The organism is Streptococcus suis (assembly GCF_016743335.1).
Lineage (GTDB): Bacteria > Bacillota > Bacilli > Lactobacillales > Streptococcaceae > Streptococcus > Streptococcus suis_Y.
Map to the genome: position 1 here is coordinate 1 of NZ_WCJE01000056.1, position 12,584 is coordinate 12,584.

Sequence of the window (12,584 nt, forward strand, 5' to 3'; positions counted from 1 at the left end):
CTAAACCACCCGCTATGCGGGTGCGCGACGAAGGTTATGTTATATAGTTAAATGAAACAAAAACAGTACATTTGTGATATAATGCATGACTAATTGAAACAAGAACAGGACAAAAACACCTCAGAAAAGCCTTGCCAAATTGCGATACTTTCCTTGAGACACTTTTGTCCTGTTCTTGTTTCATTTGATTATAGAATCCTATTTTCCATGGGATAAAAATATTAAGAGAGCATGTAAATAGAAAAAGGTTCCAGAGTCGATAGGACTTTGGAGCCTTTTTCAATATACTTTGTTATTGGGCGGTTACCACGGTTCGGCTAATTTATGGTACAATATTGCTATGATTATTCTAAGTGGAAACAAGATTGAACGCTCTTTTGCGGGCGAAGTTTTATTTAACAATATCAACATTCAAGTCGATGAACGTGATCGGATTGCCCTTGTCGGAAAAAATGGGGCAGGCAAGTCTACTCTGCTCAAAATCCTTGTCGGAGAAGAAGCAGCGACCAGCGGTGACATTTCAGCCAAGCGCGATTTGTCCCTTTCCTATCTGGCACAGGACAGCCGTTTTGAGTCGGAAAATACCATTTACGATGAAATGCTTCATGTCTTTGATGATCTGCGGATGACGGAGAAACGCCTGCGGTCTATGGAAGAGCAAATGGGCAGTTTGTCTGGTAGTGAACTTGACCAGCTGATGAAAACCTATGATAGTCTGTCGGAAGAATTTCGTCTGGCAGGTGGCTTTAACTATGAGGCGGATATCCGTGCTATTTTGAATGGTTTTAAGTTTGACCGGACCATGTGGGACATGAAAATTTCCGAACTCTCTGGTGGTCAGAATACTCGACTTGCTCTGGCAAAGATGCTTCTTGAAAGCCCAGAGTTATTGGTACTGGACGAGCCGACCAACCACCTGGATATTGACACGATTGCTTGGCTGGAAAACTACCTAGTGCATTACAAGGGAGCCTTGATTATCGTCAGTCACGACCGCTATTTCTTGGACAAGGTAGCGACACTGACACTGGACCTGACCAAGCATTCCTTGGATCGTTATGTGGGCAATTATTCTCAGTTTGTCGAGCTCAAAGAGCAGAAGTTGCAAACGGAATTGCAAAATTATGAGAAGCAACAGAAGGAAATTGCCAAGTTAGAAGACTTTGTTCAGAAAAATATTGTCCGTGCTTCGACCACCAAGCGTGCTCAGGCTAGACGCAAGCAGTTGGAAAAGATGGAGCGACTGGACAAGCCAACTGCCCATAACAAGTCTGCTAACATGACCTTCCAGTCGGACAAGACTTCTGGCAATATCGTCTTGACAGTGGAAAATGCTGCGGTTGGCTACGATGGAGATATCCTTTCTCAGCCTATTTCCATTGACCAACGAAAGCTGGATGCCATTGCCATTGTCGGTCCCAATGGAATCGGAAAAACTACCCTGCTCAAATCAATCATCGGAGCTCTGCCATTTATCAAAGGGGAAGCCAAACTAGGTGCCAATGTGGAAGTGGGCTACTACGATCAGACCCAGTCGGCCCTGACGCCTTCCAACACGGTCTTGGAGGAGCTCTGGTCAGCCTTTCCGACCACGCCTGAAGTGGAGATCCGCAACCGTCTGGGAGCCTTTCTCTTCTCGGGTGACGATGTCAAAAAGTCCGTTTCTATGCTATCGGGTGGGGAAAAAGCCCGCCTGCTCCTGGCCAAGCTGTCCATGGAAAACAACAACTTCCTCATCCTTGACGAGCCGACCAACCACCTGGACATCGACAGCAAGGAAGTGCTGGAAAATACCCTCATCGACTTTGACGGAACCCTGCTCTTTGTCAGCCACGACCGCTATTTCATCAACCGCGTCGCCACCAAGGTGCTCGAAATCTCGGAAACTGGCTCCACGCTCTACTTGGGCGACTATGACTATTATCTGGAGAAAAAGGCAGAGCTGGAAGCAGAAGCCCAGCCTGACCAGCTAGAAAGTACTAGCCAATCAGCCGGAGCCATGGGCTACCAAGCCCAAAAGGAAAACCAAAAAGAGCAACGCAAACTGGCCCGCCGCATCGAGCAAATCGAGGCAGAAATTGAGGCCATCGAAAACCATCTCAGCGAGCTTAACCAAGCCATGCTAGAAACAAACGACATCGGCCAGCTGACCGATTACCAAAAAGAAATCGACCAACTGATTAGTCAACAAGAAAGTCTTATGGAAGAATGGGAAGAATTATCTGAGCAGATGGGGTAGGTTGACAGGGAGTTGACAAGAGGCTCAAATCCTTGACAGAACGGCTTGCAAGCCAGTCTTGCGGAGTTAGCAAGACCACCTTTCGCTAAAAAAGTCCAGGGCAAGCCAGCCTTTCTTGGAAAACATCGACCGACAGGCTAAGATGAGTTTAGAGATTAGCATCACTTCTCGAAGGTGGTGTCAACATCTCAGCGCAGTGGTTGATTGGGTTTAACAGTCCAGTGGACTGTTAAAGGTTGGAGATAAGATTTGTGAAGCAAATCTCAGCAATTCGTGTTGCACACTTCAAATCTGACCTAATCAACTGTGCGGGGGTGGGAGTGAAACAGTCTGGGGATAGACTGTTTCAGCTCAACAACTTAAAACGAAAAATTGTTGACGAACTCTTTTTCATTTTTCGAGTTCTGTCCCGCTCCCCGAAAGGAGAAAGAAATGAACTTTGGACAGCAAATCAAAGACTTACGAAAGAAGGAAGGCTTGACCCAGGAGCAGTTTGCCCTCAAACTCAATGTGACTAGGCAGGCTGTTTCCAACTGGGAAAATGACAAAAATCTGCCCGACTTGGAGCTCTTAATTCTCATGTCCTCTGTCTTTTCGATCTCCTTAGATCAACTTATCTCAGGAGGAACTGACATGAACAACATGACAGAAAAACTTGTAAAAGACGGTCGTGAAGGCCGCCGCACCCAGATGCACCTGACCATTACCATTATTGGTAGTTTTCTCATGCTTCTCGGATTCGTCTGCTTTGTCATCAAGGCAAACTCGATCGAATATATTGATGCCGAGGGCATTCTACATGAAAATTTTTATCTCATTCCAGTCGGCTACTTGCTGGTCTTTACAGGAGCCCTTGCCACGCTCCTATCAGGACTAGCTCTGCACCGCTTTAGAAAAGAAAATAAGTAAGATGACCAAACACCCACGTTTCCTAAATAGCGACCAATTTTTTGCCTGTCCACATTGTGGGCAGGGTCTTGGTCTTGACCTCAACAGCCTCCGCTGTCCCAACCGCCACACCTTTGACATTGCCAAGCAGGGCTACGTCAACCTGGCACCCCAGGTCAAGCAGTCCGCCAACTACCACAAGTCTAGCTTTGAAAACCGCCAGGCCTTTTTAGAGGCGGGCTATTACGACCATCTCTACGAGGCTTTTGAGAGAAAAATAGCAGAGCTGGGCTTACGGTCTGTCTTGGATATCGGCTGTGGAGAGGGTTTTTATTCCCGCAAATTAGCCGAGAAAATGGACTTGGACATTCTTGCTTTTGATATTTCCAAGGATTCCATTCTCCTAGCAGCCAAATCTGACAGGACCAAGTCGGTCAAATGGTTTGTCGGCGACTTAACCAAGTTGCCTATTCAAGATAAGACCATTGACGGCATCTTGGACATCTTTTCTCCAGCCAACTATCAGGAGTTTGCCAGAGTGCTGAAAGCTGATGGGGCTATTCTCAAGCTGGTCCCAGGTCCCAATCACCTCAAAGAGCTCCGTCATTTAGCAAAAGACCAACTCCGTAAGGAGTCCTATGACAACCAAGATATCGTGGACCATTTCAAGTCTTACGTGGGACAGGTGGAGCAAGTACTGGTCAGCCGGACCCTGCCGATTACAGCCGCCCATGCTCAAGTCTTGGCAGACATGACACCCCTCTTTTTCCAAGTGGACCAGTCCAAGCTGGACTTGAGCCAGTTGACCAAGATTACGGTTGAGGCAGTACTTTTGGTAGGAACGATATAAAAAATGAAACCGCCTCTGGATATCAGAAGCGGTTTTGCTTTATTTCTCATACTCTTCGAAAATCAAAGTCAGACGTTGTTGACTTGATTTGATGAGTGGAAAGCTCCAGCGGAGGTTTCCAGCCTGTCACTTGACAATAATAAAGTGACAGAGTTCTATCGGCGCCATATAGACACGAACGATGTTCGCTCTATTTCCAACCACCAAAGGATCCCCAAACCTTTTGTAGCGAACTTCGTTCGCTTTATTTCCCACCACCAAAGGTTCCCCAAACCTTTGGTGCTAGTCTGATTCTGATTTTCATTGAGTATCAAATTCTGCCTTGCTTTTTACATCGCCATATTCTTCAGCGACTTCTTTGCTGAGGATGTCAGCGTAGCTAGCAAGTTGGATGTTTTGTCCGTATTTTTTACGGAGGGCAGTAGTGACCAAGCGGTAGGCTAGGTTGGCATTGCGGGACAGGATTGGTCCGTGGAAGTAGCTGCCGAAGGTGTTTTTGTAATGCAAGCCTTCGCCACCGTCTTCTTTATTGTTGCCATTACCATAGACAACCTTGCCCAGCGGTTTTTGGTTGCCAGCTAGGAAGGTACGGCCTTGGTGGTTTTCAAAACCGTAGTAGGTTTCGTTGAATTCATCATTGTGAATTTTGATGTCACCGATGTAACGGTTGTTGGTTTGGTTGAGGGTGTAGTGGCCCATGATACCTAGACCGTCGATCTTGCGACCGCCAGCTTCGATGTAATATTGCCCGAGCAATTGGAAGCCACCGCAGATAGCCAGCATGACGCCATCGTTTTCGATAAAGTCTGCTAGGCTGTCTTTTTTTATCGGTAAATCCTTGGCTAAAATAGACTGTTCGTAGTCTTGACCACCACCAAAGAAGGCGATGTCGTAAAAATCCTTGTCAAATTCATCTGTCAGTGAAACGATGTCCACCTGAACACGAGCCCCCAGCTTTTCAGCCACATACTTGAGCATGAGGATATTACCATTGTCACCGTAGGTATTCATCAAATCTCCGTAGAGGTGGGCGATGTGGAGATCATAAGCATAGTCTTTTTCAGGACTTTTTAATGACGTATAGACCATTTTATTTCATCTCCTTTCCAACTGCTTGGCGTTGAGCTAGCAAGTCACGGAATTCCAGCATAGCCGTATAGGTTGCGAGGATATAAGCATGTTGGCTACTCGATTGCTCAATCAAGGTCATGATGTCTTCTAGTTTTGGCGTTTCAGTAATCTGGGTTTCAGGATAGCCAGTCACACGGAGGCGACGGGCAATTTCAGACGAACGAACACCGCCTGCAAAGACTTGTGGAATGTCCATTTGAGTGATTTGTTCAAAGTCAGCGTCCCAAATCCAGCTGGTATCAATTCCGTCAGCGTAGTTAGCATTTAGAAGGACGGACAGGCTAAAATCGTATGGAGCCAGTTTCATCATTTCAATAGCCTGGGTTGCACCGACAGGGTTTTTAATCAAGACCAAGGTACAATCCTTATCACCCAACTTAAAGGTTTCTTGGCGACCGAAAACAGCTTTGGACTTGTCAAAACCTGCCTTGATTTTCTCAGGAGATACGCCGAAAAATTCTGCCACGCTGACAGCTGCTAGGGCATTGTAGATATTGTAAAGCCCGCCGATGTTAATCTTATAATCCTGACCGTCAATGGCAAAGGTAGAAGAGGTATTGGTGATTTCTTTTAGTTCGGTCAACTTGTAGTCCAGCTCAGGTCGGCTAAAGCCACAGTTGGTACAGATATAGCTACCCAAGTTGGCGTAGGTATTGAGCTTGTACTGGATAATCTGGTGGCAATGCGGACAGAGAACGCCCTCGGTATTGTAATGGGCCAGACGCGGCACATGCTCCTCTGTCGCGAAACCGTAATACTTAACTGGATTGATAACCGTCGTTGAGTTGAAGAGCGGGCTGTCACCGTTGGCTAAAATAGTTGCCTGTGGAGCTTTGGCGGCCCCGTCCAAAATCATCTGGAAGGTGGTATAGATTTCACCGTAGCGATCCATCTGATCACGGAAGATATTGGTAAAGACAATCAAGCTAGGCTTGATAAAGTCGGTCACGCGGGCAAGACTTGCTTCGTCAATCTCCAAGACGGCAATCTTCTTGCCGTTTTTGTTTTTCTTAGCAGATAAAAATGTTGCCGTAATCCCTGTCATCATATTGGCACCGCTGGTATTGGTCGTGATTTCGCCAAAGGCTTCTTGGAGGATACCTACGGTCAAGGCTGTTGTTAGAGTTTTACCATTAGTTCCAGTAATAACAACGACTTCATAATCTTTAGCCAAACTATCTAAAATATGTTTATCGAATTTGAGGGCAATTTTCCCAGGCAGAGTAGTACCACGTCCTAGTTTTTTCAAAATGAACTGGGAGCTTTTTCCTGCTAGAATACCCAAAGCTGTATTTATTTTCATGGGATTATTTTATCATAAAGGTCACTGATTTTCTAGAATGGAGTGTGTTGGAACGTGATATATTCCTGCAGTAAATCTGTACTATTTTTAACAGGAAGGTCACTATTTTCTAAAGAAAAGGGGAAAATATGGTATAATGGGTACATTACTATGTATGAGTTAGAAAGTATGAGAATGATATGTTAAACCTAAACCAGTTACTGGATACAGGGTATTGGTCGAGTTTGATAGCCAGTCCTTGGACCGCACTGTTGCACCTAATTGATATTAGTATTGTTGTTTATTTGATTTATAATTTTAGTAAGGCTATTGCAGGTACTAAAATTATGACATTGATTCGAGGGGTTTTTCTCTTCATTATTTTCCAGATTATAGCGAGTTTATTCGGTCTGCAGACGATTGCTTGGCTGATTAATCAAGTAATCACGTATGGGGTTATTGCAGCAGTAGTTATTTTTGCACCAGAGTTGCGTGCTATGCTTGAAAAACTCGGTAGGACAACTCAGATTTTTGGGACAAATACAGTGAGTGCAGAAGAAAAGTTAATTGTTGCTTTTCTCAAATCGGTTGCTTATATGTCTCCGCGTAAAATTGGTGCACTTGTGGCAGTAGAACAAGCCCAAACATTGCAAGAATATAGAGCAACGGGGATTCCACTCAATGCGGATATATCGCAGGAATTGTTAATAAATATTTTCATCCCGAATACACCGCTACATGATGGGGCTGTAATTGTCAAGGAAGACAAGGTAGCTGTTGCTTGTGCTTATTTGCCCCTGTCAGAGAGCGCAGGAATTTCAAAGGAATTTGGAACACGACATCGTGCAGCCATTGGCTTATCGGAGGTATCTGATGCGTTTGTATTTATTGTTTCTGAAGAAACTGGCAGTATCTCTATTGCACGAAACGGGATATTTAAACATGATTTGACTTTGGATGAGTTTGAAGCAGAGTTGCGAGCGACTTTTATTTCTGAAAATGTAGAGAAAAAGTCCATCTGGAAGAGATTAGGAGGTGGCAAACATGAACGATAAGTTTAAAGCTGTAGGTCACTTAGCCTTATCTATTTTTCTAGCATTGTTGCTCTTTTTCTATGCAACAACCACCAACTATAAAAATTCAGAAACAGCTGCACAGAACACGGAGTCAGAAACCTATGTTCACACACTGAGCAATGTACCGATTGAGATTGAATATGATACAAACAAGTATTTTATTTCCGGATTTTCTTCGACGGTAGCAGTTGAATTAAGGGGCTCTAATCGTGTTCTCCTACAGAGAGAATCCGATGAGTCAACTCGGACTTTTCAAGTGACTGCGGATTTGAGAGAGTTGAGTGATGGGACACAGACTGTCAAGTTACAATTGACTAATTTGCCAGCAGGAGTGAGTGCGACACTAGCACCAGATGCGATTACCGTTAAGATTGGTAAAAAAGTTAGCAAGGCATTCCCGGTAGCTGGTAGAGTATATAGTAATCAATTGGCAGAAGGTTACAGTCTGTCTAAGGTTTCGGTCAACGTAGATACCGTTAAAGTGACAACGGATGAAGAAACAATGGCTAAGATTGATCAGGTCGAAGCTGTTGCGATGGATGTGAGCAATCTGTCTGAGAATTATAGTGGTACAGCTAAATTACAGGCTGTAGATAGCGACGGCAATGTCTTGCCAGTTGTACTGTCTCAGACGGAAGCAAATATGCAAATTATACTTACAAAAACAAAATAAGAGGTTATGAAAATGGGTAAATATTTTGGGACAGATGGTGTCCGTGGAGAAGCAAACGTAGAATTAACGCCAGAATTAGCATTCAAATTGGGTCGTTTTGGTGGTTATGTCCTTAGCCAGCATGAGACGGATGTTCCTCGTGTCTTTGTGGCGCGTGACACACGTATCTCAGGTCAAATGTTAGAGGCTGCCTTGATTGCAGGGCTTCTATCAGTAGGGATTCATGTGTATAAATTGGGAGTTTTGGCGACACCGGGTGTTGCCCACCTAGTAAAAACTGAAAAAGCAAGTGCAGGTGTCATGATTTCTGCAAGTCATAACCCAGCGCAAGATAACGGTATCAAATTCTTTGCTGGTGATGGTTTCAAATTGGATGATGCATTGGAAGCGGAAATTGAGGCTCTTCTTGACGCTGAGGAAGACACATTGCCACGCCCATCTGCTAAAGGTCTAGGAGATGTGGTAGAATATCCAGAAGGTCTACGTAAGTACCAGCAATTCTTGGTGTCAACTGGTACAGATTTGGACGGTATGAAAGTTGCACTTGATACAGCTAATGGTGCTGCCTCAACCTCTGCTCGTCAAATTTTTGCGGATTTAGGTGCTGAATTGACGGTTATGGCTGAAAAGCCAGACGGTTTGAACATCAACGAAGGCGTTGGTTCAACCCACCCAGAAAAATTGCAGGAATTGGTGAAAGAAACTGGCAGTCAAATCGGACTTGCCTTTGACGGAGACAGTGACCGACTGATTGCCGTTGATGAAAATGGTGACTTGGTTGATGGTGACCGTATCATGTACATCGTTGGTAAGTACTTGGCTGACAAGGGGTTACTTGCTAAAAATACCATTGTGACAACTGTTATGTCTAACCTTGGTTTCCATAAGGCTTTGGATCGTGAAGGTATTGAAAAAGCTGTGACCGCAGTTGGTGACCGTTATGTGGTGGAAGAAATGCGTAAAGGTGGCTACAATGTCGGTGGTGAGCAGTCAGGACATGTGATTCTGATGGATTATAACACCACAGGCGACGGCCAGTTGACCGCTGTGCAATTGACCAAAATCATGAAAGAAACTGGTAAGAAGTTGTCAGAATTAGCAGCAGAAGTGACCATTTACCCACAAAAATTGGTCAATATCCGTGTGGAAAACAGCATGAAAGATAAGGCTATGGAAGTGCCAGCAATTGCGGCTATCATTGAAAAAATGGAAGCAGAAATGGCTGGCAACGGTCGTATCTTGGTTCGCCCAAGTGGCACTGAGCCCCTCTTGCGTGTCATGGCAGAAGCGCCAACGGATGCTGAAGTCGATTACTACGTGGACACCATTGCAGATGTGGTTCGTGCAGAAATCGGAATTTAAGCAGAAATCAATCATTGGTTAAGATGATTTCATTGTCTTGAACCACCAGATTGATTAGGTGGCTAGTAGTTCCACTCAAGACTGCGAAAATAAATGTAAAAACTGGAGTTTGGTTACTCCAGTTCTTTGATGTTGTGAGGAAATTATGAGTATTTTAGAAGTAAAGAATTTAAGTCATGGGTTTGGTGACCGCGCGATTTTTGAGAATGTCTCCTTCCGTCTTTTAAAAGGGGAGCATATTGGTCTTGTCGGTGCCAATGGAGAAGGGAAATCGACCTTCATGTCTATCGTGACAGGTCAATTGCAGCCAGATGAAGGTAAGGTTGAATGGTCACGTTATGTAACGGCAGGTTATTTGGACCAGCATGCTAAACTAGAAAAGGGTCAATCAGTCCGTGATGTCTTGCGGACAGCATTCGATGAACTCTTCAAGACAGAAGCTCGTATCAATGACATTTACATGTCTATGGCAGAAGAGGGTGCCGATATGGATGCCCTCATGGAAGAGGTTGGCGAGCTGCAAGACCGTCTGGAAAGCCGTGATTTCTATACGCTTGATGCCAAGATTGACGAAGTGGCGCGTGCGCTTGGTGTCATGGACTATGGCATGGACAAGGATGTGACAGAGTTATCTGGGGGACAACGTACTAAGGTACTTTTGGCAAAATTGCTCTTGGAAAAGCCTGATATCTTACTTCTGGATGAGCCGACCAACTACCTGGATGCTGAACACATCGACTGGCTCAAACGCTACTTGCAGAACTATGAAAATGCCTTTGTCTTGATATCGCACGACATTCCTTTCTTGAATGATGTAATTAATATTGTCTACCATGTGGAAAATCAGCTTTTGACTCGCTACACAGGTGATTACTACCAATTCCAAGAAGTCCATGCCATGAAGCGGGCTCAGTTAGAGGCAGCATATGAGCGCCAGCAGAAGGAAATCGCAGACTTGCAGGACTTCGTTAACCGTAATAAGGCCCGTGTTGCAACTCGAAACATGGCCATGTCTCGTCAGAAGAAGCTGGACAAGATGGAGATTATTGAGCTTCAAGCAGAGAAACCAAAGCCATCATTTGATTTCAAAATGGCTCGAACTCCAAGTCGCTTTATCTTCCAAACGACTGATTTGGAAATTGGTTATGATCGTGTATTGACACGTAAACCGCTCAATCTGACCTTTGAGCGCAACCAGAAGATTGCCATTGTCGGTGCCAACGGTATCGGTAAATCCACTCTTCTTAAAAGTTTGCTGGGGATTATTCCACCGCTCGGTGGTTCTGTGGAGCGCGGTGAGTATCTAGAACTCGGTTATTTCGAACAGGAAGTTGCTGGTGGCAATCGTCAGACCCCTCTGGAAGCCGTTTGGGATGCCTTCCCAGCCCTTAACCAAGCGGAAGTACGAGCAGCCTTGGCTCGTTGTGGTCTGACTTCCAAGCATATCGAAAGCCAAATTCAAGTTCTTTCAGGTGGTGAGCAGGCCAAAGTTCGCTTCTGTTTGCTTATGAACCGTGAAAACAATGTCCTGGTTCTCGACGAGCCGACTAACCACTTGGATGTGGATGCCAAGGATGAACTCAAACGTGCCCTTCAAGCCTACAAGGGCTCTATCCTCATGGTCTGCCACGAGCCTGATTTCTATGAAGGCTGGGTGGACGATGTATGGGATTTTAATAAATTGACATAAAAAGCAAGCTATCGAAAGGTAGCTTTTTGGTTCAGTTTGTAAAGACGAAAATGTTATTACATGCTTTTCAAATTTTCACTACCTGATACTCATTTTTTATTCTATTGACCAAGCCTCGTTTTTCTGCTAATATGAAAAAATGTTTGTTTGGAGGTAAATGAGTGAATAATATAATATCTGTATGGAAAAAAATGAATTTAATCCGAAAAATCGGAATTGGTGTTGTTTTGGGAGTGTTACTAGGCTTAATTGCTCCAAAAATAGCGGTCATTGCTCTCTTTGGTAGTCTATTTGTAGGAGCATTGAAAGCTATAGCCCCTCTTTTGGTTCTGACCTTGGTAGCACATGCTCTATCACAAGCTCCTGCTGGTCAAAAATCGAATATGAGGACAGTTATCTGCTTGTATCTATTTGGTACTTTTGCGGCGGCCTTCATTGCTGTAGGAGCAAGCTATTTATTCCCTATTAAACTAGTTCTTTCTACTACAACGACTACGGACATTACCCCTCCACAAGGGATTGCTGAAGTATTTCAAGATTTGTTATTGAAAATAGTCGACAATCCAATCAATGCTCTTGCAACGGCTAATTATATTGGTGTTTTGACATGGGCGGCAGTGTTTGGCTTGGCCTTTCGTCATGCAAGCAAGACAACCAAAGATTTATTGCAATCTGCGGCAGAAGTGACTTCTAAAGTTGTAGGCTGGATTATTGGTCTGGCACCATTTGGTATCATGGGCTTGGTTTTCGATACCATTGCAAATAATGGTCTGACGGCTTTAAAAGACTATGGTTTACTGCTCTTACTCTTGGTTGGAAGCATGATTTTTGTCGCACTTGTTGTCAATCCCTTGATTGCTTTTCTTGTAATGAAGAAAAATCCTTACCCGCTGGTATTTGAATGTCTTCGAGTTAGTGGGGTTACGGCATTTTTCACAAGAAGTTCAGCAGCAAATATCCCTGTCAATATGCAGTTAGCAAAACGATTAGGAGTTGACTCAGATACCTATTCTGTTTCCATTCCCTTGGGTGCGACAGTGAACATGGCAGGAGCTGCCATTACCATCAATATTTTAACAATGGCAGCTGTTCATACACTTGGCATCAGTGTTGATTTCAGCTCAGCTCTTCTTTTATCCGTTGTTGCATCACTATCAGCAGCAGGAGCATCTGGGGTAGCCGGTGGCTCGCTTCTCCTCATCCCAGTAGCATGTAGCCTATTTGGTATTCCAAATGAAATCGCCATGCAGGTTGTTGGAGTAGGATTTGTAGTCGGAGTGATTCAAGATTCTTGTGAAACAGCCCTCAATTCATCGACCGATGTCTTGTTTACAGTTGTAGCAGAACGCTCTGCCTGGAAAAAATAGAAAGAAGTTGGGTGACCAACTTTTTT

Annotated in this window: 10 protein-coding genes; 8 read left to right on the plus strand and 2 right to left on the minus strand. The window is 44.4% G+C overall.

Features of this window, described 5'->3' with window-relative positions; genetic code table 11:
- Window positions 1-340 precede the first annotated feature (340 nt).
- The 3 genes from F9856_RS11030 (at window position 341) to F9856_RS11040 (ending at window position 3,977) form a co-directional block, all read left to right on the plus strand.
- Entirely contained in the window at window positions 341-2,239 is a 1,899-nt protein-coding gene (locus F9856_RS11030) for an ABC-F family ATP-binding cassette domain-containing protein (RefSeq protein ID WP_202106628.1), read from the plus strand.
- Between the two features lie 432 nt (window positions 2,240-2,671).
- Complete coding sequence (locus F9856_RS11035; RefSeq protein WP_202106629.1) at window positions 2,672-3,148, plus strand: helix-turn-helix domain-containing protein; 477 nt, start codon at window positions 2,672-2,674, stop codon at window positions 3,146-3,148.
- 1 nt (window position 3,149) lies between these two features.
- Entirely contained in the window at window positions 3,150-3,977 is an 828-nt protein-coding gene (locus tag F9856_RS11040) for a putative RNA methyltransferase (RefSeq protein ID WP_202106630.1), read from the plus strand.
- 300 nt (window positions 3,978-4,277) lie between these two features.
- Here the strand turns inward: F9856_RS11040 and gatD are convergent, their stop codons facing one another.
- A complete protein-coding gene (gene gatD / locus F9856_RS11045; RefSeq protein WP_202106631.1) occupies window positions 4,278-5,066 on the minus strand; it encodes a lipid II isoglutaminyl synthase subunit GatD in 789 nt (262 codons plus the stop codon).
- A gap of 1 nt (window position 5,067) precedes the next feature.
- Window positions 5,068-6,411, minus strand: coding sequence for a lipid II isoglutaminyl synthase subunit MurT (gene murT, locus F9856_RS11050; protein ID WP_202106632.1), 1,344 nt, complete (start codon window positions 6,409-6,411; stop codon window positions 5,068-5,070).
- 179 nt (window positions 6,412-6,590) lie between these two features.
- Here murT and cdaA point away from each other — a divergent pair, with 179 nt between their 5' ends.
- From cdaA to sstT, 5 genes are all read left to right on the plus strand, one after another.
- Window positions 6,591-7,445 (plus strand): diadenylate cyclase CdaA, encoded by an 855-nt coding sequence (cdaA, locus tag F9856_RS11055; protein ID WP_029943627.1) that lies wholly within the window; start codon window positions 6,591-6,593, stop codon window positions 7,443-7,445.
- Window positions 7,435-8,139, plus strand: coding sequence for a YbbR-like domain-containing protein (locus F9856_RS11060; RefSeq protein ID WP_002940535.1), 705 nt, complete (start codon window positions 7,435-7,437; stop codon window positions 8,137-8,139). Before cdaA ends, F9856_RS11060 begins: the two co-directional genes overlap by 11 nt.
- A gap of 12 nt (window positions 8,140-8,151) precedes the next feature.
- Window positions 8,152-9,501 carry a phosphoglucosamine mutase gene (glmM, locus tag F9856_RS11065; RefSeq protein WP_202106633.1) on the plus strand — a complete coding sequence of 450 codons (1,350 nt, stop codon included), beginning with the start codon at window positions 8,152-8,154 and terminating at the stop codon, window positions 9,499-9,501.
- 145 nt (window positions 9,502-9,646) lie between these two features.
- On the plus strand, window positions 9,647-11,191 hold the full coding sequence (locus F9856_RS11070; RefSeq protein ID WP_202106634.1) for an ABC-F family ATP-binding cassette domain-containing protein: 1,545 nt from the start codon (window positions 9,647-9,649) through the stop codon (window positions 11,189-11,191).
- A gap of 161 nt (window positions 11,192-11,352) precedes the next feature.
- Window positions 11,353-12,558, plus strand: a complete 1,206-nt coding sequence (gene sstT / locus F9856_RS11075; protein ID WP_202106635.1) for a serine/threonine transporter SstT — start codon at window positions 11,353-11,355, stop codon at window positions 12,556-12,558.
- Window positions 12,559-12,584: the final 26 nt, after the last annotated feature.